The organism is Rhodococcus koreensis (genome assembly GCF_017068375.1).
Classification (GTDB): domain Bacteria; phylum Actinomycetota; class Actinomycetes; order Mycobacteriales; family Mycobacteriaceae; genus Rhodococcus_F; species Rhodococcus_F koreensis.
Genome location: NZ_CP070609.1, coordinates 8,408,262 through 8,432,212, shown reverse-complemented (window position 1 = coordinate 8,432,212; position 23,951 = coordinate 8,408,262). Strand labels below are relative to the sequence as shown.

Annotated in this window: 20 protein-coding genes and 3 pseudogenes; 14 read left to right on the top strand and 9 right to left on the bottom strand. The window is 66.6% G+C overall.

What is annotated here, in order from left to right; all coding sequences use genetic code 11:
- Nucleotides 1-22: 22 nt before the first annotated feature.
- The 6 genes from JWS14_RS38370 to JWS14_RS38345 all read left to right on the top strand — a co-directional run bounded on the left by JWS14_RS38370 (nt 23) and on the right by JWS14_RS38345 (nt 8,062).
- The gene (locus JWS14_RS38370; protein WP_072948733.1) at nt 23-1,663 is read left to right on the top strand and encodes a GMC family oxidoreductase; all 1,641 of its coding nucleotides are present in this window, start codon (nt 23-25) and stop codon (nt 1,661-1,663) included.
- Entirely contained in the window at nt 1,660-2,085 is a 426-nt protein-coding gene (locus JWS14_RS38365; protein WP_072948731.1) for a hypothetical protein, read from the top strand. Before JWS14_RS38370 ends, JWS14_RS38365 begins: the two co-directional genes overlap by 4 nt.
- 43 nt (nt 2,086-2,128) lie before the next feature.
- Entirely contained in the window at nt 2,129-3,610 is a 1,482-nt protein-coding gene (locus tag JWS14_RS38360) for an aldehyde dehydrogenase family protein (RefSeq protein ID WP_083395536.1), read from the top strand.
- Between the two features lie 59 nt (nt 3,611-3,669).
- Entirely contained in the window at nt 3,670-5,166 is a 1,497-nt protein-coding gene (locus JWS14_RS38355; protein WP_072948729.1) for a gamma-aminobutyraldehyde dehydrogenase, read from the top strand.
- 72 nt (nt 5,167-5,238) lie between these two features.
- The gene (locus JWS14_RS38350; RefSeq protein ID WP_206015486.1) at nt 5,239-6,285 is read left to right on the top strand and encodes a proline racemase family protein; all 1,047 of its coding nucleotides are present in this window, start codon (nt 5,239-5,241) and stop codon (nt 6,283-6,285) included.
- Nucleotides 6,286-6,526: 241 nt separating this feature from the next.
- Nucleotides 6,527-8,062, top strand: a complete 1,536-nt coding sequence (locus JWS14_RS38345) for an APC family permease (RefSeq protein ID WP_072948724.1) — start codon at nt 6,527-6,529, stop codon at nt 8,060-8,062.
- A gap of 467 nt (nt 8,063-8,529) precedes the next feature.
- On the opposite strand, the gene JWS14_RS38340 is transcribed toward JWS14_RS38345, so the two are convergent.
- On the bottom strand, nt 8,530-9,408 hold the full coding sequence (locus tag JWS14_RS38340) for a dihydrodipicolinate synthase family protein (protein ID WP_206015485.1): 879 nt from the start codon (nt 9,406-9,408) through the stop codon (nt 8,530-8,532).
- Nucleotides 9,409-9,705: 297 nt separating this feature from the next.
- Here JWS14_RS38340 and JWS14_RS38335 point away from each other — a divergent pair, with 297 nt between their 5' ends.
- A complete protein-coding gene (locus JWS14_RS38335) occupies nt 9,706-10,401 on the top strand; it encodes a response regulator transcription factor (protein WP_241031572.1) in 696 nt (231 codons plus the stop codon).
- A gap of 13 nt (nt 10,402-10,414) precedes the next feature.
- Here the strand turns inward: JWS14_RS38335 and JWS14_RS38330 are convergent, their stop codons facing one another.
- The 5 genes and pseudogenes from JWS14_RS38330 to JWS14_RS51865 form a co-directional block, all read right to left on the bottom strand.
- Nucleotides 10,415-11,104, bottom strand: coding sequence for a GntR family transcriptional regulator (locus JWS14_RS38330; RefSeq protein ID WP_206015484.1), 690 nt, complete (start codon nt 11,102-11,104; stop codon nt 10,415-10,417).
- Between the two features lie 52 nt (nt 11,105-11,156).
- Entirely contained in the window at nt 11,157-11,456 is a 300-nt protein-coding gene (locus JWS14_RS38325; RefSeq protein ID WP_072948719.1) for a WhiB family transcriptional regulator, read from the bottom strand.
- Nucleotides 11,457-11,577: 121 nt separating this feature from the next.
- A complete protein-coding gene (locus JWS14_RS50370; protein ID WP_241031722.1) occupies nt 11,578-11,772 on the bottom strand; it encodes a Rossmann-fold NAD(P)-binding domain-containing protein in 195 nt (64 codons plus the stop codon).
- 280 nt (nt 11,773-12,052) lie between these two features.
- Nucleotides 12,053-12,175: pseudogene (locus JWS14_RS50365) on the bottom strand (short chain dehydrogenase); the annotation flags it as partial.
- 264 nt (nt 12,176-12,439) lie between these two features.
- The gene (locus JWS14_RS51865) at nt 12,440-13,012 is read right to left on the bottom strand and encodes a hypothetical protein (RefSeq protein ID WP_143051385.1); all 573 of its coding nucleotides are present in this window, start codon (nt 13,010-13,012) and stop codon (nt 12,440-12,442) included.
- A gap of 207 nt (nt 13,013-13,219) precedes the next feature.
- Here JWS14_RS51865 and JWS14_RS51860 point away from each other — a divergent pair.
- Nucleotides 13,220-13,483: pseudogene (locus JWS14_RS51860) on the top strand (DUF202 domain-containing protein); the annotation flags it as partial.
- Between the two features lie 205 nt (nt 13,484-13,688).
- Here the strand turns inward: JWS14_RS51860 and JWS14_RS38305 are convergent.
- Entirely contained in the window at nt 13,689-16,976 is a 3,288-nt protein-coding gene (locus JWS14_RS38305; protein ID WP_206015483.1) for a protein kinase domain-containing protein, read from the bottom strand.
- A 216-nt stretch (nt 16,977-17,192) separates the two neighbouring features.
- Nucleotides 17,193-17,771, bottom strand: a complete 579-nt coding sequence (locus JWS14_RS38300; RefSeq protein ID WP_206015482.1) for a TetR/AcrR family transcriptional regulator — start codon at nt 17,769-17,771, stop codon at nt 17,193-17,195.
- Nucleotides 17,772-18,025: 254 nt separating this feature from the next.
- Between JWS14_RS38300 and JWS14_RS38295 the strand changes: the two genes are divergently transcribed.
- Genes JWS14_RS38295 through JWS14_RS51410 form a run of 6 tightly spaced genes read left to right on the top strand, consistent with a single transcriptional unit; the run spans nt 18,026 to nt 22,809 of the window.
- A complete protein-coding gene (locus JWS14_RS38295) occupies nt 18,026-18,538 on the top strand; it encodes a hotdog fold domain-containing protein (RefSeq protein ID WP_241031571.1) in 513 nt (170 codons plus the stop codon).
- A gap of 27 nt (nt 18,539-18,565) precedes the next feature.
- On the top strand, nt 18,566-19,042 hold the full coding sequence (locus JWS14_RS38290; protein ID WP_072948704.1) for a nitroreductase family deazaflavin-dependent oxidoreductase: 477 nt from the start codon (nt 18,566-18,568) through the stop codon (nt 19,040-19,042).
- Entirely contained in the window at nt 19,039-19,827 is a 789-nt protein-coding gene (locus JWS14_RS38285) for a crotonase/enoyl-CoA hydratase family protein (protein WP_072948702.1), read from the top strand. The genes JWS14_RS38290 and JWS14_RS38285 overlap by 4 nt, the downstream gene beginning before the upstream one ends.
- 42 nt (nt 19,828-19,869) lie before the next feature.
- Complete coding sequence (locus tag JWS14_RS38280) at nt 19,870-20,829, top strand: alpha/beta fold hydrolase (protein WP_241031570.1); 960 nt, start codon at nt 19,870-19,872, stop codon at nt 20,827-20,829.
- The gene (locus JWS14_RS38275; RefSeq protein WP_206015481.1) at nt 20,826-21,698 is read left to right on the top strand and encodes a metal-dependent hydrolase; all 873 of its coding nucleotides are present in this window, start codon (nt 20,826-20,828) and stop codon (nt 21,696-21,698) included. The genes JWS14_RS38280 and JWS14_RS38275 overlap by 4 nt, the downstream gene beginning before the upstream one ends.
- 28 nt (nt 21,699-21,726) lie before the next feature.
- Nucleotides 21,727-22,809 carry a PDR/VanB family oxidoreductase gene (locus JWS14_RS51410; RefSeq protein WP_206015480.1) on the top strand — a complete coding sequence of 361 codons (1,083 nt, stop codon included), beginning with the start codon at nt 21,727-21,729 and terminating at the stop codon, nt 22,807-22,809.
- 326 nt (nt 22,810-23,135) lie between these two features.
- Here JWS14_RS51410 and JWS14_RS38265 read toward each other — a convergent pair.
- Nucleotides 23,136-23,834 (bottom strand): annotated as a pseudogene (locus tag JWS14_RS38265) (MFS transporter); the annotation flags it as partial.
- Nucleotides 23,835-23,951 lie beyond the last annotated feature (117 nt).

Below are 23,951 nucleotides of genomic sequence, written 5' to 3'. Positions count from 1 at the left end.
GTGGCCGGGAGGAGATATCCCGATGACAATCGGCGATGGGACACCTACACCTTCGGATCGGGCGGATGTCCTGATCATCGGCGCCGGCCCATCCGGCGGTGTCGTGGCCGAGCACATGGCCCGGCACGGGTTCACGGTGGTCTGCCTGGAGCAGGGCCGCTGGGTCAATAGCGGCGAGTTTCCTGCCGTCAAGCCGGAATGGGAGTTGCTGGCGCAGAAGCAGTGGTACCCCGAACCGAACGTGCGCGGCAACGCCGAGGACTATCCGACGAACGTGTCCGAGTCGGACGTCTCTCCGGTGATGTTCGCGGGCGTCGGTGGCAGCACGCTGATCTACAGCGCGCACTGGATGCGCCTGCTGCCCTCCGACTTTCGGGTCAAGACCCTCAACGGTGTCGCCGACGACTGGCCGATCACCTACGAGGACCTCGCCCCGTACTACGACCGGATGGACGCCGCCGTCGGCCTCGCCGGACTCGAGGGCGACCCGATGTACCCCGACGGGATGGTGCCGCCGCTGCCGCCGCATCCGATCGGCAAGATCGGGCGGATCGCGGCTCGCGGGATGAACAAGCTGGGCTGGCACTGGTGGCCCTCCCCCAACGCGATTGCCTCCCAGAAGCATGGTGAGTTCGCGCGCTGCGCCCGGTGGGGCACCTGTGAGACCGGTTGTCCGGAGGGGGCGAAGTCGTCCTTCGATCTCACCCACTGGCCGACCGCCATCCGGCACGGCGCCCGGCTGATCACCGGCGCCCGGGTCTCCACCATCACCGTCGACGCCGAGGGGCGCGCGGACGGCGCCGTCTACGTCGACGCCGCCGGCCGCGAACACCGGCAGAAGGCCCGACTTGTCGTCGTCGCCGCGAACGGTATCGGCACCCCACGACTGTTGCTGCTCTCCGCGCACGGCGGCGCCCCGAACGGGCTGGCGAACTCGTCCGGTCTAGTCGGCAAGCGGCTGATGCTGCATCCCAACGCAGAGGTCACCGGCATCTATGACGAGCCGCTCGACAGCTGGCTGGGACCGGCCGGGCAGGCCATTCACTCGCTCGAGTTCTACGAGACCGACGCATCCCGCGGCTTCGTCGGCGGCGCGAAGTGGCAGGTCATGCCCATCGGCGGGCCGCTGCGCGCACTGTCGCTGCACGACCGGCGTCCGTTCGCCGAGAAATGGGGGCCGGCGGTGCACGACCGTATGGACGAAACGCTCGGCCGGGGCCTGCAGTGGGGCATCAACTCGCAGGACATGCCGGAGGAGAGCAACCACGTCGATCTCGACCCAACGCTCACCGACTCGAACGGCATCCCGGCTCCCCGTGTGCGCTACCGGTTGTCGGAGAACACCAAGAAGCTTCTGCAGTTCAATCTCGAACGCGCCGTCGAGGCGCATGAGGCCGCCGGAGCGGTCCGCACGGTGGCGACCGACCTGTGGCCGGAGCAGCCCGGACATCTGCTGGGCACGGCCACGATGGGCACCGATCCCGCCACGTCGGTGGTCAACGAGTGGAACATCGCGCACGACGTGCCGAACCTGGCGATCGTCGACGGCAGCGTGATGCCCACCTCGGGTGCGGTCAACCCGACCGCGACCATCACGGCACTAGCGCTGCGTGCCGCCGAACACCTCACGAACAACGCACGCTGGCAGGAGATTTCCGAATGACACACCTGAGCGAGCAGGAACGGCAGACGCTCTGGCGCGTCGCCGACGTCCTCATCCCCGCCACGGCGACCCGGCCCGGCCTCCGCGACGCCGACCCCGACGGGATCTGGCTCGAGCGGGCCCTGACCGCACGCGCGGACCTGGTCGGTGCGCTGCAGACGGAGCTGACACAACTGGAGACGGTCCCCGACCTCGAACCGGCAGTCATCGACCTGCACGAGAGCGACCGGGCGCGGTTCGAGGTGCTGGCGACCGCGGTCAGTGGCGCCTACTACCTCGTGCCCGCGGTCCGAGAGCTGATCGGCTACCCCGGTCAGCACCGCAACCCGCCGCGCCTGGAGGACGCCGCCGAGGAACTCTCCGACGAGGTCTTCGAGGCAGCGATGAACTACCCCGGCTCCTACCGACCGACACCTCGATAGCCCCGTCACCCCAGACCTGCCTGAAAAGAAAAGGACCTCACCCATGACCCTCTCCACGATCGGATCCGATCAGCGTTCGGTGCTGCGCACGCTCGCCGGACGAGTGACCGGCAACTTCATCGACGGTCGCTGGACCCCGTCGAGCTCGCCCGACACCATCACGGTGCTCGACCCGTCCACCGGCCGCGAAATCGGCACGGTCCCGGCCTCGTCCGCTGCCGACATCGACGCTGCGGTGGCCGCCGCCCGCACCGCGCAGCCCGGGTGGGCGGCCCTCACCCCCGCGGCCCGCTCGAAGTTCCTGCTCGACATCGCCACCCTGACCGAGGAACTGCTCGAGGAAATCTCGATCATCGAGGCAGTCGATGCAGGCAAGCCGATCACCGCGGTCCGGGACGAGGAACTGCCCGGGGTGATCGACGCGATGCGGTTCTTCGCAGGCGCCGCCCGCACCCTGCCGGCCCCCTCCAGTGGTGACTACCTCGAGGGTGTCTCCTCGATCATGCGCCGCGAACCGGTCGGCGTCGCCGCCGGCATCACACCGTGGAACTACCCGCTGCTGCAGGCGGTCGCCAAGGTGTTCCCGGCCCTCGCCACCGGCAACACGTACGTCCTCAAGCCCGCCGAGACCACTCCGTACTCGACCGCGTGGCTCGCCGAGATCGTCGCCCGCGTTCTCCCGGACGGGGTGTTCAACGTGGTCTTCGGCACCGGCGCCGTCGCCGGTGACGCCCTCGCCCGGCACCCGAAGGTCGACGTGGTCTCGTTCACCGGTTCCATCGAGACGGGCCGCAAGGTCGGAATCGCGGCCGCCGACGGCGTCAAGAAGGCCATCATGGAGCTCGGCGGCAACTCCCCGGTCATCGTGTTCGGCGACGCCGACCTCGAATCCGCGCTCGACGCGATCGCGATCGGCGGGCTGTACAACACCGGCCAGGAGTGCATGTCCGCAAGCCGGGTCATCGTGCACGCGTCCCTGCTGGATGCATTCGTCGACGGACTGAAGGCGCGGTGCAGCCGCGAAAAGCTCGGCGACGTCCTCGACCCCACCACCACCATCGGGCCCCTGAACTCCGCCCAGCAGCGCGACCGGGTACTCGCCAAGATCGAGGCCCGCACCTCCGGCGCCCGCGTGGTCGCGGGCGGCGAGAACTGCGAGGGTGACGGGTTCTTCTTCCCCCCGACGATCGTCGTCGGAGTCGCCGATGACGAAGAACTGGTCCAGGAGGAAATCTTCGGCCCGGTGTTCACCGTGCAGACCTTCGAGACCGAAGAGCAGGCGATCGCGCTGGCCAACGGCACCCGGTACGGACTGGCGTCGTCGGTGTTCACCAGCAACGTCGGCACCGCCACCCGCGTCCAGAACGCCCTGAACTTCGGCACCGTGTGGGTCAACAACCACCTGGTCTTCGCCGCGGACCTGCCCGTCAGCGGATTCGGGGCCTCGGGCATCGGCACCGAGAACGCCGAGGCCGGACTGCTCGAGTACACCCGCCTCAAGCACGTCATGGTGGACAACCGCTGACCGGCCCACCGCGACCCCGACCCCACCCCTCCCCTGTCCGGAAGAACGAAGGAATCACTGTGGCGCAACATATCTGGGACCGCCCCGCGCAGTACATCGGTGGCCGCTACCGTGACGGCAAGTCCGCCGACACGTTCGACGTACTCGACCCGTCCACCGGTCGGACCGTCGTCACCGGCCCCCTCGCGTCGACCGAGGACGTCGACGACGCCGTCACCGCCGCCGCCGGCGCCCTACCGGACTGGGCCGGCGCCACCCCGGCCCACCGCTCCGAGGTGATGACCCGGTGGGCCCGCGAACTCGAGACGATCGCCGATCAGCTCGCGACCGTCGAGTCGGCGCAGGCCGGTAAACCGATCAAGCTGACCACCGAGTTCGACGTGCCGGGCAGCATCGACAACGTCACCTTCTTCGCCGGCGCGGCACGCAACCTCGAGGGCAAAGCCTCGGGCGAGTACTCGGGCGATCACACCTCGAGCATCCGCCGCGAACCGATCGGCGTCGTCGGATCGATCGCCCCGTGGAACTACCCGCTGCAGATGGCCGCGTGGAAGATCCTGCCCGCGGTGGCCGCCGGAAACACCATCGTCCTCAAACCCGCCGAGATCACCCCGCTGACCTCGTTGCTGTTCGCCGAGGCCGCCACCCGCGCCGGGATTCCGGACGGCGTGATCAACGTGATCACCGGCAAGGGCACCACCGCCGGCAGCGCCCTGGTGACCCACCGCAATGTCAGCATGGTCTCGTTCACCGGCTCCACCCCGGTCGGACACAGCATCGCCGCCGCCGCGGCCGGCAAGCGACTGCACCTGGAACTGGGCGGCAAGGCCCCGTTCGTCGTCTTCGACGACGCCGACCTCGAGGCCGCCATTCAGGGGGCGGTGGCCGCGTCGCTGATCAACACCGGCCAGGACTGCACCGCCGCGACCCGCGCGTACGTGCAGCGTCCGCTGTTCGACCGGTTCGTCGACGGTGTCGCTGCCGTGATGGACACCGTCCGGCTGGGGCCGACCTCCGATCCGGCCACCGATCAGGGGCCGCTGGTCTCGCGCCGCCAGCAGGAGCACGTCGCAGGGTTTGTCGACCGCGCCCGCGCCGGCGGTGCCACGATCGTACGGGGCGGAACAATCCCGGGTGGCGACCTCGCCGACGGCTTCTACTACGAGCCCACCCTGGTCGTCGGCGCCGCGCAGGACAGCGAGATCGTGCAGCAGGAGATCTTCGGCCCGGTCCTGGTCGTGCTCCCCTTCGATCACGACGACGAGGGCATCGCGCTGGCCAACGACACCCCGTTCGGTCTGGCCGCGTCGGCGTGGACCCGGGACCTGTACCGGGCGCAACGCGCCACCCGCGATATCGCCGCCGGGTGCGTGTGGGTCAACGACCACATCCCGATCATCAGCGAGATGCCGCACGGCGGATACAAGCAGTCCGGCTACGGCAAGGACATGTCGACCTACTCGCTCGACGAGTACACCAACATCAAGCATGTGATGTCGGATATCACCGGCGTCGCCCGCAAGGACTGGCACCGGACGATCTTCGGTGACCGGTAAGTCCGTCTGCCCACCGGACACCGAAAGACAACATCAGCGCGCGTCGGTAGCGCCGAAAGAAGAGAGCGAACAATGCGATTCAGCCGCGTACTCAATGTGGTCAACTGCCACGCGGAAGGCGAGGTCGGCAACGTCATCGTCGGGGGCATCGGCGACGTTCCCGGCCAGACGATGTTCGACAAGCGCGTCTACCTTGAGGAGAACCTCGATCAGATCCGCCAGCTGATCCTGTTCGAGCCCCGCGGTGCGGCGGTGCAGAACGCCAACATCATCCTGCCGTCCAACCACCCCGACGCCCCCCTCGGCTACGTCATCCTCGAGTCGACGGAGTACCCGGCGATGTCCGGGTCGAACACCATGTGCGTGGCAACCGTGCTGCTCGAGACGGGGATGCTGCCGATGACCGAGCCGGTCACCGAGGTGGTCCTCGAGTCCCCGGCCGGCCTGATCAAGGTGCAGTGCGAATGTAAGGACGGCAAGGTCGAAAACGTTCGGCTCACCAACCAGCCGGCCTTCGTCTACCACACCCAGGTGCCCCTCGAAGTCCCCGATCTGGGCAAGCTCACCGTCGACATCGCCTACGGCGGAATGACTTACGTCGTCGTCGACGCCGCCGAAGCAGGTTTCGACCTGGTGCCCTCCGAGGCCCGCGCCCTGTGCGAACTCGGCCAGCGCATCAAGAAGGCCGGCGCCGAACAGTACGAGGTCAAGCACCCCGAAAACCCGGAGATCCCCGGCATCACCCAGACGGTCTTCACCGGGCAGCTGTCCCGACAGACCGACGAGAGCGGCGAGTATCTGACGTCGAAGAACGCCGTCGTCGTCTCCCCCGGCCGGATCGACCGGTCCCCGTGCGGCACCGGCACCTCGGCACGAGTGGCGGTCCTGCACGCCCGCGGCGACCTCGCCGTCGGCGAGCGGTTCGTCCACGAATCGCTGATCGGCACCAAGTTCGACTCCCGCGTGGAGTCCGTGACCACCATCGGCGGGTACGACGCGGTCATCCCCAGCGTCGCCGGACGGGCCTGGATCACCGGCACCACCCAGCTCGGACTCGACCCCAGCGATCCCTTCCCGAACGGATACACCCTGGGCGACACCTGGCTCACTGCGCTCTGAACAAACGAACACAGAACACCGAACGAGACTGCACGCCCCCACATTTGGGAGCGTGCAGTCTCGCTCTCTCGCAGCCCCACCCCTGTCACACAATGTTTACCGCAACGTATTGCCAAAAATGGCCAGTTGAATTAACCTTAATGGCACAGTGACATGCATCACTGAGAGGTCGAGTTGAAGTCGATCCGCACACTGCGTCGATCTTCGATTCACTCGGTCGGTCCCCATCCCCGGAGGAAACATGCTAGAGACGCGCGATACGGGTAACAGCCGCGAAGTCGCCCCCCATGGAGATGACGAGCATCTCCGCGCCCTCGGTTACGAACCGAAGTTCGAGCGCAAGATGAACCTGTGGGCGAACTTCGCCCTCGGCTTCATCTACCTGTCCCCGATGGTCGGCGTGGTCTCGATCTTCGCGCTGGGAATCTCCACTGCCGGACCGCCGGCGGTGTTCTGGATCTTCATCGTCGGCTTCGGACAGCTGCTGGTCGCACTGGTCTTCGGTGAGGTCGTCTCCCAGTTCCCGCTCGCGGGCGGCCTGTATCAATGGGCGCGCCGGCTCTGGAACGGCCAGTACGCCTGGCTGATGTCGTGGGTCTACATCTGCGCCATCACCATCGGCATCACCACCACCGCCATGTTCAGCTCCGACTTCATCGCAAGTTTGCTATTCGGCACCGCGGACGAGCCGTCGGTCTCGGCCACGGGACTGCAGAAACTGATCATCACCCTGTCGGTGCTGACCGTCTGCCTGCTGTTCAACCTGACCGGCACCAAGACCCTCGCCCGGATCTCCGTCGTCGGCCTGACCGCCGAACTCATCGGCGTCGTCGCGATCGGCCTGTACCTGCTCATCTTCCAGCGCAAGCAGCCCTTCTCGGTCTTCTTCGACACCATGGGCGCCGGTGGCGGGCAGAGCTACATCTACGCCTTCATCGGGGCATCACTGGTGGGCCTGTACATGTTCTACGGCTTCGAGGCCTGCGGCGAGGTCGCCGAGGAGACCCCCAACCCGGCCCGCGCCATACCCCGCGCGATGGCGTTGACGGTTCTCGTCGGCGGCGGTGCCGCCCTGCTCGCCTTCTCCGGATTCGTCCTCGCCTGCCCGGATCTGGCAGCCGTCGTGGCCGGGGAGGACGCCAACCCCATCCCGACGATCCTGCAGGGCAGCCTCGGCACGGTCGGTTCCAAGGCGTTCCTCGTCATCGCACTGACCTCCTTCCTCGCCGGTGTCATGGGCCAGCAGACTGCCGTCAGCCGCCTGGTGTACTCATTCGCCCGCGACGACATGTTCCCCGGCAGCCACTTCTTCGCCCGCACTTCGTCGAGCCACATCCCGGTCAACGCCCTGCTGGGCATCAACGTTGCACCGGTGCTGCTCACCGTCTTCGTGTACTTCTTCCCCGACTCCCTGTTCCGGATCGCCGCATTCCAGGTCATCGCCGCCTACTTCGCCTTCCAGATGGTGGTCCTCGCCGCGCTGCGGATGCGATTCAAGGGCTGGAAGCCCGGCGGTCCGTGGACCCTCGGCAAACTCGGCGTCGCCGTCAACATCGCCGCCCTGGTCTACGGCATCATCGCCATGATCATCCTGGCCCGGCCCAGCGGCGACGAGAGCCTCCCGTTCGTCGACCGCTGGATCGCGCTGATCGGGTTCTCCATCATCACCGTCGCCGGGTTCCTCTACCTGGTGATCGCAAAGCCGGGCGCAGACTCCACCGCACCCGAAGGTGATGCCATCGAGGTCGCCGAACGGCTCCGCGCCGGCCGCGCGTGAGACCGGACCGCGACGGCCACTAATCCGAAATCCCGACGGCGGGGGACGAAGTCACGACTTCGTCCCCCGCCGTTCTGCCGTGCATCAGTGCACACCTCTTGACGCACATCCCGGGGGGAGCTGTCGCGAGGCCGCCGCGTCGAGCACCTGCGGCGCGGGCTCGCTCGACGCACATGGCGCACGACCGGTCCCGAGGCAATCGGTGGACGCACCTCGTCATCGACAGCCCCGCCCCGCGCCCGATGATGGAAAAACGCACTCGGTTCCAGTCGGTATGGCAAGTGCGAGACCTGATCGCCGACAGCGTGATCCAGCTACGACGCGGCCCAGAAGGACGCCCTGCATCTGCCGGTCTCGGCGTGGCCGATGCGACCTCCCGAGTCGAAAAAAGCCCGCCCACAACGATGATCGCCGGCCCCGAGACGGGGCCGGCGATCATCGTTGTGGGCGGGACGGTGCGTCCCCGTTTACAGTGCCGCGAGGGCCTTTTCGAGCTCGCGGAGGCGCGGGCCGGCCAGGGCGGCACCGGGCGCCCGCTGCGGGCCGGCGGGGTGTCCGACCAGCTCCATCCCGGCCTTGACGGCCGCGGTGTATCCACCGCTGACGAGGGTGCTCATCACCGGGAACAGCTTGGCCCACAGCTTGCGAGCCAGCTCGAGGTCACTCGCCGCGATGGCGTCGTACACATCGACCAGCTGACGCGGCACCACGTTCGCCGCGCCGATGACCGAACCGGCGGCACCCTCGAGCAGGGCGGCGTAGAAGAGGGTGTCCCAGCCGACGAACACCGAGACCTTGTCACCGAACTCGTGGATGAGCTGCGCCGCGGCGGTGAAGTCACCGCTGGTGTCCTTGACGTACTTGACGTTGGGAACCTCGTCGATCAGGTCACCGAGGATCTGCGGGGTCAGGTTCACGCCGGTCGCGGCCGGCAGGTTGTAGGCCATCACGGGGATCGACACCGATCCGGCGACGTCCTTGTAGTAGCTCTTGACCTCGTCGATGCTGAACGGCTCGTAGTACGGCGCCACCAGCATCAGCGCGGTCGCGCCCGCCTTCTCCGCGTGCTGGGACAGCGCGATCGCCTCGGCGGTGCTGGTAGCCCCGGTGTGCGGTACCACCGGCACCCGTCCTGCGGTCTGCTCGAGCACCACCTCCAGGGCGCATTCGCGTTCGCCGCGGCTCAGGGCGAAGAACTCACCCGTCGACCCCAGCGGAACGAGCCCGTGAATCCCGGATTCGATGGTGCGGTCGACCAACCGGCGCAGACCGGCCTCGTCGATCTGCTGATCCTGGGTGAAGGGAGTGGCGACCGCCGAGTAGACGCCCTTGAGAACTTTTGACATGGATACCTCCTGGGGAGCAAGTGACCCATTAATGGTAAGTGAAACTTGCCAAAAACGGCAAGCATGGGATGTAATCGGGGTAACGATGAAGCCGGGAAGTGTCGCCGACGGACTGGCACGTCCCCAGGGCGCCACAGGGCCCCCGATCAATCCGGAGTTCGTAGATGAATGTGACCGCAGGTGGACCTTTCTCACCTTCCTGGGCGGTGCTGTGCCGAGACCTTCTTCGCGAGATGTGTTGCAGCATGCCGCTGCAGATGTCATCGCCGTTGGTGCTTCCCGAAGAGGATCGGATCCGTGACCTGCCTCGCGTCAGATGAGCTCACACAACCCTCGGTACTGCTGGTAGGCCTCGGATCGCCGACCCTGCTGAGCAAGCTCGGCACCCACGGTCTTCGCGTTTCCACCACCGACCAAGGCGACCTGACACCGAGCAGGCTCAACGCACTGCGCCCCGATTTGATCGCCTATTTCCAACGCGAAGGGGCAAAGATCGCGTCCACGGTTCAACGGCAGCGACTCGACGGAGTCGGTGCGGGAATTTGTGTCATCAGCAGCACGGCGTCGAGCGCCGACCGCATCGCCATCCTCGATGCCGGCGCTGACGACCACGTGGTGATGCCCTGCACCGTGCCCGAACTCGCAGCACGGTTCCGCGCCGTCCTTCGTCGTGCGCGCTGGACACCGATCGAGGACCTCGTCTTCCCCGCGATGACCATTAGCCTGACCGGGAGAACGGTGTACTCCCACGGCCAATGGGTCGAGGTGAGCCGACAGGAATTCGATGTCCTGGTCGTCCTCGCCAAGGAGGCCGGGCGCGTCGTTTCCCGCGAAGATCTCCTCCGCACCGTCTGGGCGGTGCCGGTGTCGATGGCAGCACGGTCGAACGTGCTGAACGTGTGTCTCAGTTCGCTACGCGGCAAACTCGAGGCCACCGGAGCCGGACGACTGATCCACACCGTCCGGGGGATCGGTTACGTCTTTCGGGCGTGAGACGGAGCCATCGTCAGGTCGCGGCGCGACGCGCGGCCAGCAGAGCGACCAGCTCTCGCGCACTGCCGATCGTGTGCACCGTGAAGGCGGCACGAATCTGCTCCAGGTCACAGGTCTCGAAAGCCTCGATCAACGCGGCATGCACCGCGTGGGCGCGCGCGGGATCGGCGCGCGTGTACTGGTCGTGCAGCAGCGCAATGGTGATATGCGCTTCCGTGACCGGCCACAGCCGCATCAGCAGGTAGTTTTCCGACGCCGCCCAGATACTTCGATGAAACGCCAGGTGGGCTTCGTGATAGACGAGCGGATCGGGATCGAATGCGCGGGCGTCGAAGTCGCGCCAGGCCTGCAGGACGAGTTCCATCCGATGCCCGGACGCATCGGCCAAGATCGCCGACACCGCCTGCATGTCGAGCGCCATCCGCGTTTCCGCGATATCGAGCAGTGCCGCATCGTCGAGCGACGCCACCCGCAACCCGCGATAGGGCTCCTGGACGAGCAGGCCCTCCTGCGCCAGCTGACCCAGCGCCTCCCGGACGGTCGGACGACTCACGTTCAATTCGGAGGAGAGTCGCGCCTCGGTGAGCTTCTCCCCGGGCTGCAGCGAACCGAGCACGATGGCGCGTTTGATCTGCGCGATCACACCATCGCGACGTGTGGTCGAGGCCACCGGCAGGAGAGCAGCCTCACGGTGTTCCGGCATACAACCTCCTTGCTACCGATGTCCCGGATACAACAATGCCCCGACCGGCCGATCAGAGCGAGACCGGCCGAGAATTCCGCGCCACCGCGAAACGCGCGCGCCGTTCATGGTTGCGTCGTTCCTGAGCGGTCATGCCACCCCAGATACCGTGCCGCTCCTTGCTCATCAACGCGTAATCCGCGCAATGACGCGCCACCGGGCAGGCGTCACACAGCTGCTTCGCGGTTCGTTCACGCCTCAGCCGAACATGCTGCGCTTCACCGTCTCGAGGGTAGAACAACTCGGTATTCGAACCGCGGCACGCCGAGAACTGCTGCCACTCGGCGTTGCCCTGATCCGCTTCGCCGGACACCGGGACCGGCGGGTGTCGGTCGATCGATTGCCCACCGGCTCGCACCGTCCCGCCATGCCCCGCACCCACACTCGAACCGTCCGACCTTTGGCGATACGACGCGACGCGCCGGGTCCGCAGCTCAGTCGAGTTCATAGATGCGCCCCGTATGAACACCTTCCACCGACTTCACGAACGCCCGGGCAACATCTGCGGCCGGCACCGGCGCGAATCCGGGAAAGAAATCGCCGTACACGTCGAGGGCTTCTGTGACCACCGTCGGGCTGACCGCGTTGATGCGGATGCCCCGCGGCAGTTCCGTCGCTGCCGCGCGCACAAAGGACTCGAGCCCTCCGTTGACAGTCGATGCTACGGCTCCGGAACGGATGGGCTCGCTGGGCGAGAATGCCCGATACCAGCGTGAACGATCCGCCGTCGGCGACGAACGGACGACCGCGCAGCACCAGGTCGATCTGTCCGAGCAACTTGTTCGCGATACCGGCCCGGAAGTGGTCCGTCGTCAGGTCCGTGAACTGCGGAAACGGCGTCGATCCCAACACACTGACCACCGCGTCGACGGTGCCGACCTGACCGAACAGGCGATCAATCGATGCTCCGTCACCGACGTCCACCCGATACTCACTCGTCCGAGAGGCCACCAGCACCTCGTGCTTGCCCCTCAGCGCTTCGACGACGGCCGCGCCGACCTTGCCGGTACCGCCCGCAACGAGAATCCGCATTCCATCTCCCGAATCGAAGTTCATTTCGCCATTAATGGTACTTCAACATGTCCTTTTAGTCTCCGGGTTCCACACGCTCTCTGCGCGCGGAGAAGTCGCCTGGACAAGCGTTCGCGACAACGCGACAGGCCGCGGGCCTCCCTTGCGCCTCGCCACGACTGATCCTGCCTTCACCTGCACGAGATTCTCGGCGGACGTGCTCCTACAGCGAGTATCTTTTGCAGCAGTCACCCCGACAGACCGGCAGAGCCATCCGGCGAATTCTCATCGACGGCTCATGAGAGTCAAGGATGATCTGCGGGGAGCCGGGGCGGGCCCGCCGGTGGCGGGCGACCTCGACCGGGCCGCACCGATGTCGCAGAAGGCGCGTTCGGCGTGCTCGCGGGCAGGGAAATGCTGTGCTCGCGTCGTACATCCGACCGGTTTGCAGGCAGCAATGAAGTTGACCGAGCATGCGGTTGAACAGTGCAGCCGCGTGGCGATCACCACGGTCACGCCGGGCAAGGTAGTGCGCGCGGGCCGGCATTCCCGGCCGGCGGCGACGAATGCCAGACGAACCTGAGAACGGCGAACCGGTTGTTCTTCACGTGGCGGCGAGTGACTGCGATGCTGCGCCCCGATGCACGAGCGACCGGTGCCGACCCGGCATACGCCTTCAGCCCACGTGCGCCGGGCGGAGCGGCCGCGGTCGTCGCCGATCTCGGCCAGCACCCGGGCACCGGTAACATCGGCGAGCCCTGAAAAACTGGTGATGATCGCATGGTCAGGATGCCGCCACAATATTTCGGCCGCAACATCTTTGAGTATCTGCGCGTTTGCACACTCGGCGTCCAGCATCGCGACGAGAGAAAAACGAAACCGGACTATCGGGTCATGACGATGGAGCGGACGGTTCTCGCGTCAATCCGCTCCACAGACACCCCGACCGGGTATTCTGTGTCGCCACTTGATCAGAGAGGCTTGCTCGTGACGCAACTCCAGAAGCGCTGGCCCAAATGGGTATACGTCCAATCCGCCAAAGAGCCCGAATAACGCTTTAGCTTCGCGAACGAACCTACCTTCCTCGCCTGGCAACGCACTGCCCTCGCCATCGCCGCCGGAGGTGCCAGCCTCGATCGACTGACTTTCGGCCGCCTCGGGTTCCTCGCCTTCGCCATCCTCGCTCTCGCCATCACACTCAGTCTCTGCGCATTCTGCGAGTCTCAGGGCCGCTCCCGACGGCCCCGTCGCGGCCGAGCGACACTGGCATTATCGTCTGCCACGGCACTTCTCGCCGCCGTCGAGGCACTAGCCCTCGCCGCTCACTGAAGAGCGCATGCCTCCAAGCCTTCGGTAAACGTGAAGCGGCACTGACAGTCACAGCAGACCTTGCGCCCCACCCCACACACGTCGAGGGTGATCCTCTCGTCTCGGAGTGGACCGCCCGCGGTCCTCCTGGACAGCAATCCCGTGAAGGCGACCTTGGATCGACTGCCTTCAAGTGTCATCGCTAACCCGGATACGTCGGCTGCGCTCATCGTTGGAGTTGCTCGACGACCCAGGCGGCGACCTGTGCGCGGGAGGTGAACCCGAGTTTGGTCAGGATGTGCTCGACGTGGCCCTGCGCGGTGCGTTCGGAGATCACCAGCTTCGCCGCGATGGCCTTGTTGGTCATGCCTTCGGCGACGAGTTCGGCGACTTGTTCCTCACGCTTGGTCAGTTTCACCGCCGAACCGGCAGCGGGATCGGTTGTGTGCGGGGCACGCTCGTCGAGGGCGTAGGCGACGGCTGCGTCGAAATCCAGGTGGCGTCCTTCGCGACCAGCCGCCTCGAATGCCTTGTCGCCGAGGTCCCGACGTGCCTTCTCCGCGCAGGCGTCGTGATAGACGAGCAGGGTGGGGTAGATGACCGCGACGCTGCCGACGGAGCGCCCCAATTCCTCTGCCGCTCCCATCAGGACTGCCGCCCGCCTCGCGTCGCGGTGCTCCCCGGCGATCCAGGCCAGTGCCTCGAGACAGGATGCGGCGACGCGGGGAAAGTTCGCGCGGGTCAGCTGCAACGCCTGTTCGACGAGCCGCTCCGCACGCGTGGCGTCACCCTGCTGCCACGCGACCACGCCCAGCGCCCACAGCGAGTACGCCCTGTGCAGGGCTTCGCCGCACGCCTCCGTGATCGTGAGCACGCGCTCGTGGCACTCGATTGCCCGCTCCGTCTGGCCGCGCAATTCGTAGGCCATCCCCAGCATGCTCAGAGCACCGGTCTCGAGGGTGCGATCCTCTCGGGTGCCGAATACTGCGAGGGCACGTTCGAAATACGAACACGCGCGAGCGAGGTCACCGCCGAGCAGGGCCAATGTGCCCTCGGCGTAATCGATAAACGCGTGCGTCATCGGGTCGCTCGTGTGCGCGGCGATCGCGCGTCCCTGCGCCATCAGCGCGGCGCCGGCGGGGAGGTCGCCCAGCATCCCAGCCAGCACGCTCGCCGCATACAGCGATTTGATGTGTTCGACGCTCGACGGGCCGGCCCAGGTGGCCAGGAAGCGGTCGAGCCAGCGCCGGCCCTCGCTGTAGAGACCCTGAGAAAGCCAGAACGGGAACAGTGCGGCGGCGACGTGGAGGCCGGCGGCGGGATCGTCGGTGACGCAGAATTCCAGCGCCTCTCGGATGTTCGGTTGCTCCCGTCGCAGGCGTGAAGTCAGCTCGAGCTGGCGTGCGCTGATCCAGTCCACCTCCGCGTCGACCGCCAGTGCCTGGTACCAGTCCCGGTGCCGGCGGCGCAGAGTCACGTTTTCACCGGTCTGTTCGAGTTTCTCGCGGCCGTATTCGCGGACGGTCTCGAGTAGCCGGAACCGCACCACTGTGCCGGCTTCCTGGCGGATCAGGATCGACTTGTCCACCAGCGAGGTCACCGCGTCAAGCAGGTCGGCCGAAGTCAGACCCGCGCCGCAGACCTGTTCTGCCGCATCGAGTTCGAAGCTTCCCGCGAATACCGATACCCGCCCCCACACCAGTTGCTCCCGAACGGTGCACAGCTCGAAGCTCCAGTCGATCGACAACCGCAAGGTCTGCTGCCGCGACGGCGCGCCCCTACTTCCGCGGGTCAGCAGGGCATAGCGGTCGGTGAGGCGCTCGAGGATTTGCTCGGGCGACATCGCCCGCAGCCGGGCCGCCGCCAGCTCGATGGGCAACGGCAACCCGTCCAGCCGGTGGCAGATCCGCGCCACGGCGACCATGTTGTCCTCGGTGATTTCGAAACCCGGGACAGCGGCGGCGGCGCGTTCGGCGAACAGGGTCACCGCGTCATACCGGGGCAGTCCCCGCAGCGAGGGTTCCCGATGACCATCCGGGACCGTCAGCGGGGGCACCCGCAGCACCGCCTCCCCTCCGATGCCGAGGGGTTCGCGGCTGGTGGCGAGGATTCGCAGCCCGGGGCACGCCAGTAGCAGAGCCACGGCCAGCACGGCGACCGCGTCGATGACGTGCTCGCAGTTGTCGAGAACCAGCAGCAGCTCCCGCGCGGCCAGGTACTCCACCAGCACCTCGAGTAGCGGCCGCGCCTGATGATCCCGCAACCCCAGCGCGCCGGCCACCGCATCCACCAGCAGCGACGGGGTACCGAGCTCACCGAGCTCGACCAGCCACACCCCGCCGCCGTAGTCACGTCGTACGTTCGCGGCCACTTGCAGCGCCAGCCGGGTCTTCCCGACACCGCCGATCCCGGTCAACGTCAGCAGCCGGGATCCGGTCAACAGGTTCTTCGCCTCGGTGAGTTCGTGCCGGCGACCGACGAAACTCGTCAACCCCAACGACAAATTCCCCTTCGACGCTCGGGCCGGCACTGGGTGCGCAATCTGAGGACGAAACGTCGCGGATCGTGTCCGCGCCGGTGGCGGCTCCTGGCCTGACGAGGCTGCGCCCGCTTCGGCGTGCAGCGCCATCTCGTCGACCGCAAGCCCGTGATCGTGTTGGATCCGGCGCAGTTGCTCACCGAAATCTGCGGCAGTGGCCGGCCGCTCGCCGGGAGTGCCGGACATCGCGCAGGCGATCGCCGCAGATACGTCTTCAGGGACGCCGTGCTCACGCAGGTCGGGCGCCGGTTGGGTGGTGATCCGCAGGAACTGCGCGACAATCTGTTCACCGCTGTGGCGTTCGAACGCCGCATGACCGGTGAGTGCACTGAACATGGTGGCGCCGAGGCCGTAGATGTCCGACGCCGTGGTCGGCGGGTCACCAGTGAGGACCTCCGGCGCGGTGTAGGCCGGGGACCCGGTGACGGTGCCGGTGGCGGTCTCGAAGCCGCCGGCGACGTGCGCGATACCGAAGTCCGTCAGCGCGGGTTCACCGTAGTCGGTGAGCAGGATGTTCGCGGGCTTGATGTCACGGTGCAGGATACCGAGCCGGTGCGCGGTCTCCACCGCGCCGGCGATCTTCACCCCCAACCGCAGCGCGTCACCGAGCGGCAGCGGACCGTCGCGGTGGATACGGGTGTCGAGGGAGTCCTGCCGGTGGTACTGCATCACGAGGTAGGGCAGCCCGTTGTCGGTGGCGCCGACCTGCAACACATTGACGATGTTCGGATGCCCGGTCAGCCGTCCCATCGCCCGCTGCTCCCGGAAGAACCGCTCCCGGTTCTCCTCGTCGAGTTCGACGGTGAGCACCTTCACCGCCACCGTGCGGTCCAGGGCGGCCTGCGTGCAGCGGTAGACCACCCCGAAACCACCGCGCCCGATCTCGTGGGCGTCGTCGAACCCGGCCGCGCTCAGCTCCGCGGCGACCGGGGGATCCGTGGACCGCTGGGTGGCGAGCGGGTCACTGTCGTCCATCGAAACGGCCTACCACGCTGTCGTCTCGCAGTACGTGTGCCCCGAAATACGGGAAACCCCGCTGCACGTGAGTCATGGGAAGGCGATCGTCGAAATACCACATGCGAAACCTCCCGACACTTCCCCTCAGCATATCGCCGCATGTGGTTGTGTCCGATACCGACGGCCCTGTGACTGATGATGCTTGCGCGGTAGTTGATCTCGCCCGGGCCGCGTCTATGGGCGACTGTCGCCCAGATGAAGGGACACGAGCTCGGCGAGGTGGACGCCGACCTGGTCGAGTGGGCGCACCGACCGCGAGGAGATGGCGAGGATGGCGGCGCCCTCGATTGCGCACACTGCGGTGGTCGCGAGCGACCGGGCGGCAGCCTCATCAACCCCTGTGCGCTCGAGTTGCTCGGCGAGCAGACTCGCCCAGTTATCGAATACCTCGGCGGCAACCGCGGGCGCCAACGGTGCCTCCGGGCCGCCGAGGGCGGCGGCGACGATCGGGCATCCGGCGGTGAAGTCACTGGCCTCCAGCGTGTCCTTCCACATCCGAATGAACGCAATGAGGCTGTCGGCGGGGCTGTCGGACGCGGCGAACTCGGCAATGATCGCACTCATCAGCTGGCCGGCCACCCGGGTGGATTCCTCGATGAGTTCTGCCTTCCCGCGGGGGAAGTTCTGGTAGACGGACCGCCGCGCGGTGTCGCTACGCGCCAGCAGTTCGGTGATTCCGGTGCCGGCGACGCCGCGCTCCCGCACGAGCGCGATCGTGCCGGCGATGAGCCGATCGCGGGGACTCGGTGTCATCGGCATCCCTCCTTGCGTTGAGCGAACAATCCTTGCGGTAGCACGATCATTCTACTATGGTTGCGTGAAACACGTAACTTGGGTTCACACCTACTTCATCGAAGGGTGCACCCGACCACCCCGGCGCCCTGTCGTGCGGCGTCACCAGATGGCCCGGCAGCTCCGACTTCGCGGATCTCGACCCCAGCTCGTCCACGGGTCCAGCCACGACATGCCCGACTCGGAACACCGAACAGAGAGAACAGGTTGTCTCAGTGAATAACCCAACGGTGCAGGAATATTCGACTGGTTCGACGAAGAGCACGAGTCTCAGACTATGGAATACGCTGCGGCAGCTGCCCCTGGGCAAACAACTCTTCACCACGGGTGTCTGCTTCAAGGCCCCCTACTTCGGGACCATTCATCCCGAAATCACGATCCTCGAGCCGGCGCGCTGCGAAGTGCGGGCCCCGAACCGCCGCGGCTCACGCAACCATCTCGGAACATTCCATGCCATCGCTTCGTGCAACATGGCCGAACTGGCGGCGGGCATGATGACCGACGTCACCGTTCCGGTCACGCACCGATGGATCCCCGTGGGCATGACCGTCGAGTACCTCGCGAAAGCGGCCACCGACATGCGCGCCGTCGCGGCGATAGATGCGATTCCCGCATTCGGTGACGATCCGGTCGACCTGGAAGTCCCGGTCGAGGTACTCACGACCGACGGCACGGTCGCCGTACGCGCCCGCATCACCATGCGCGTCGCCCGCAAGAAACACGACTGACTCCCGAAACGTCGAGAGGAAGACTCGATGACGCAGACCCCAGAGAAGCGGTCCCGCCGCAAGTTCCGTATCGAGCGCCTGATGGGACGCTACGTCGCCAATCCCACCGTGCGAGCGCTCAATCGCATCGGGATCGGCACCACACTCGCCACGGAACTTGAAACGATCGGACGCAAGACCGGCCGATACCGTCGTGTGCCGGTCGCCGCAACCTTCGACGACACCGGGGCCTGGTTGATCTCGCAACACGGCACGCGATCCGGATGGACGGCGAACATCACCGCCGACCCACGGGTGCGGATCCGGCACGGCGCCCACTGGCGCACCGGAACCGCGCGATTGGAACCCGGCGACGATGTCGACGCCCGCACACGCACCTTCACATCCCATCCCGACTTCGCCGCGATGACCGCCGCTACCTTCCGCGCACTACAGAGTGCACCGATTTCCGTCCGAATCACGTTCACCCGCAACCTCGCCGACCCACCACAAGGATCCCGATGACCGACACCGCTCAACCCGACACGATCACGCTCGAACGCGACGGACACGTCCTGCTGATCGGCTTGAACCGACCCCACAAACGCAACGCGTTCAACCTCGCTATGCTCGGCGATCTGTCCCGTGCGTATGCCCTGCTCGAATCCGACCCCGAACTGCGCTGCGGCGTCCTGTTCGCCCACGGCGAGCACTTCACCGGCGGACTCGACCTCGTCGACGTCGCCCCAGCGATCGCGGCCGGTGAAACTCCGTACCCCGCCGATGGGCGCGACCCCTGGCGACTGGACGGCGACTGGACGACACCGCTCGTCGCCGCAGCCCACGGCTGGGTCATGACGCTGGGCATCGAACTGCTGCTCGCCGCCGACATCCGCGTCGCTGCGGCCGGCACCCGGTTCAGCCAACTCGAGGTCCGCCGCGGCATCTACCCGTTCGGCGGCGCCACGCTGCGCTTCCCCCGGGAAACCGGCTGGGGCAACGCCATGCGCTGGATGCTCACCGGCGACGAATTCGACGCCACCGAAGCCCACCGCATCGGCCTCGTCCAGGAGATCGCCGACAACCCCGTCGAACGGGCACGCCACATCGCGCACACCATCGCCGACAAGGCCGCGCCTCTCGGAGTGGACGCCGTCCTCGCCAGCGCGCACCGCGCCCGCCGGCTCGGCGACGACGCCGCAATCTCCCAACTCGGATCCGACGTCGCCCGCCTGTTCGGTTCCGCCGACGGCGCCGAGGGCATCCAATCGTTGATCGAGCGACGCGACGCCGTCTTCACCGGACGCTGACCATACGGGGTCACCCGCCGACACATCCACGAAGGACTTCGCATGACACCAAGGAATCGATCGACGCATCGCACCGTGAACCCCGACGGTATTGGCGAGGGCGTCGTGACGACGCGGCTCGTTCACGCCTCGGACGGGGTGCCGCTGGCGGTACACGAACGCGGGAACCCCCACGCGCCGACGGTGATGTGTGTGCACGGGTTTCCCGATGATCACCGGGTCTGGGACGAGGTGGCGGACGAACTCGCGTCAACGGTGCGTGTGGTGACATTCGACGTACGGGGGTCGGGAGCGTCGGGGCACCCGAGACGAATCCGGGACTACCGCCTCGACCAGCTGGCAGACGACATCGGCCGGGTCATCGACGCGGTCTCGCCGGGGCGGCCGGTGCATCTCGTCGGGCACGACTGGGGCTCGGTGCAGGCGTGGCATGCCGCCACCGATCCGGCGCAACCGCATCGCATCGCGTCGCTGACCTCGATCTCCGGGCCGTGTCTCGATCACGTGCCCTACTGGATCCGGTCCCGGCTTGCCGCGGGCCCCCGAGGATGGAAAGACCTTCTGGGGCAGTGGAAGTCGCCGCTGTACATGGGGTTCTTCCAGATCCCCTGGGTCGCCCCGCTGGCGTGCCGGCTGGGACTGGTCGACGCCGCGATCGCGCTGGCCGGACACTTCGAAACCGGGGCCCGCCCCGCAGGCCTGCCGGCGCACCGCGCCCGCGACAACCGCGGCGCGCTGAGGATCTACACCGCGAACCTGCTCCCGCGCCTGCTCCGCCCGCAGCAACGCACCACCGAGGTGCCCGTTCAGGTGCTCGCTCCGCGCCGGGACATCTTCATCACTCCCGCGAGCCAGGTCGACATCGGTCGCTGGGCAATCAATTCACGGGTCCATTCCGTCGACGGCGGGCACTGGATACCCCTGTTCAACCCGACTGCGGTCGCCGACCACGTGCGGTCCTTCGTCTCAGAAGACGCCAACTCGATCGGAGAAGCACGATGACCACCCAACCCGAGGCCGACAAGGTCGCCCTCACCGCCCGGAACGTGTCCTGGGACTGGACCGGGCTGCCGATGCACTACTTCGACGCCAACCCGTTCGCAACGCATTTGGCGAACGGGATGAACATGCTCCTGCCCGAGGGAGAAGTGTTCTTCGTCGAGGTCTTCCAGAAAGCGCTGCCGCTGATCAAGGACGACGCCGTCCGTGCGGACGTGATCGGGTTCATCGGCCAGGAGGCCACCCACTCGTCGTCGCACCAATCACTGCTCGAGCATCTGAAGGCGCAAGGACTCGACACCGATCCGTACGTCGCGCAGATCCAATGGATGTTCCGCCGTCTGCTCGGCGACCGCGAATTGACCGGCCGCAAAGCCCATTCCTGGCTGCTCGAGCGGGTCGCCGTCGTGGCCGCCCTCGAACACTTCACCTCCTATCTCGGGGACTGGGGGCTCAACGCGCGCGCCTGGGACGATGCCCTCGACCCGCAGGTGCTCGACCTGTTCCGCTGGCACCTGGCCGAGGAGGTCGAACACCGGCACGTGGCGTTCGACCTGTTCACCCACCTCGACGGCCGCTACCCGCGCAGGGTGCGCGCGTGGCTGATCGCCGCACCGTTTCTGGTGGTCTTGTGGGCCCGCGGTATCCGCTATCTGATGTCCGTCGACCCCGAACTCGACGAGGCCGACCGGCGCATCCGGTTTCGTGCTGCTCGGCGGACCTGGCGGAAAGGTCTGTTTCCGAGCCCGTGGAGCCTGGCACGAATGTTCGTCGAGTACTTCCGACCCCGCTACCACCCCTCCCGGTACGGCTCGACCAGCCAGGCAGTCGCCTATCTCGCCTCCTCACCTGCGGCTCGTGCCGCCGACTGAGCACCATCGTCCGATCTGGAGTCCGCTCATGACCCGATTCAGTCCCCCACCCGTCCCCCCATCGCTGCGCCGGCCGAACAAACCCGACCGGCTGATGTCCGGCCTACAGTTGGTGGTCCGTGGATACGGCGCCGTGACCAGCCGGGTGCGGATCATCGAACCCACACCTATCGATCGGATGCTGCGCCTCGTCGTGGCCGACACGCGCCTCGAGGCCGACGGGGTGCTCAGCCTGCGACTGGAATCCGCGGATCACTCCGTCCTGCCGCAGTGGCACCCGGGCGCCCACATCGACCTGACACTGCCCTCAGGGAAGGTCCGTCAGTACTCACTGTGCGGCGATCCCACCGATCGGCGAAGCTATCGGATCGCGATCCGGCGCATCCCCGACGGCGGCGGCACATCGATCGAGATCCACGACCGACTGCCCGTCGGCAGTCGGGTCACCGCGGCTGGTCCCCGTAACGCCTTCCCCTTCGCCTATCCGCACCTGGCACGGGCCGACCTCTCCCGGGCCGTGTTCGTCGCCGCAGGAATCGGGATCACCGCGATCCTGCCCATGGTGCGCGCGGCGGCCGCGGCGGGTGTCGATTGGCACCTGACCTACCTCGGCCGTGACACCGCGACCATGGCATTTCTCGACGAGATCGGCGAACTCGATTCCGATCGGGTCCGGATCCTCACCGGTCCGCGCCGCACTACCGCCGAGCTGCTGGCACACGCCGGTTCCCGCACCTCGGTCTATTTCTGCGGACCGCCCGGACTCCTTGCCGACATTCACACCGCATTCGACCACACCGGTGCCGCCGGACTGCATTTCGAAAGATTCAGCCCCGAACCGGTCGTCGGTGGTCGGTCGTTCGAGATTCTCCTGGCCCGCGCCACGGAATTCGTCCACGTCCCCGCGGATACATCGGCCCTCGCCGCCGTGCAAGAGGTACAGCCCGACGTGCCGTACTCGTGCCGGCAAGGATTCTGCGGCACATGCCGAGTGCGGGTCGTCTCCGGTGACGTCGACCGCCGCGGACGATCGGCGTTCCTCGATGAACCAGACACCATGCTGCTCTGCACCGACCGCGCGAACTCCACCCCACTCACCATCGACCTGTGACCGTTCACTTTCCAGCACACCAGAAGGGTCATCCGTGGCCGCTACCGATTCCGGAGTGAACCCGACCCGGAGCACCGCGACACCCTGATGACGGCTCCTCACGGCACACAGCATTTCAGCCAAGGCAGCGCCGACCCCGACCATGGGATCGAGTGTCTCGGTCATGATCTCGCCCTCCCCGCCAAGCGGAGTTCGGCAGGGAAACGCCAGACTCAGATCAACCGATTCTCGGTTGATCTGAGCCTCGGGGGCCACATACCCCTACGTCCGCAAGTGCGAGCGGCGGTAGGGGTCTCGGCACCTGTCCGTTCGGGCGCTCTTTCCGGTCAGGCTATGCGCGCGTGAGGATCGGGTACGCCGCGATCAGCACTAGCGCGCGGCGCGTGCGAGTGCCTTGCTCGATCTGGATTCGCCAAGAGAATCGCGAGCAAGGCACAAACCGCGGCGATTACACCGAGGACTTGAAAGGACGTCGCGTAACCGGCTGCCGGTGTGCTCGCGGCGTCGACGATGAGTCCGGTGCCATAGGGGGCGATGAGTCCACCGATCGCCATGAGCGCCAAAAACACTCCTAGAGTTCCTGCGGTTTGGTGCGATGGGCAGATTTCCGCGATCGCAGCGTTGAGCATGGTGAACACCGGCGATGCGAAGCCGTAGCCGAGCGAGACTACAAGGACTGCCAGGGCCGGGGAAGTGATGGCTGGCAGGACGAGAAGAAAGGCACCACAGACCAACACACCGATGGCGGGGAGCACGATCCGAATCCTGCGACTCGACACTCCTCGAGTTATCAGACGGTCGCCGATCGTCGACGTCAGCAGCATGAGGATCAACCCCGTGATGCTGGGGAAAGCGAACATGGATCCAGCCTGCAGACGACTGTAACCGAGGCCGACCTCGAAGTAGGACGGCAACCAAGCGAGGATGACGGACGACATGGCGTACACACTCATCACCAGGAATACGCCGGTGACGAAGGTACGGGTGGTGAAGATCCGAATCCACGGGATAGTCGGCTCAGTAGCCGAAGATCGAACCACCGTCCGGGGACTACTCCACCCCTTTTTCTCGCAGTGGCAGGGCCCCCACATCACCCATGGACGGCGTCGACAGGATCCGAGCGAGCTCCGGATCGGCGTACA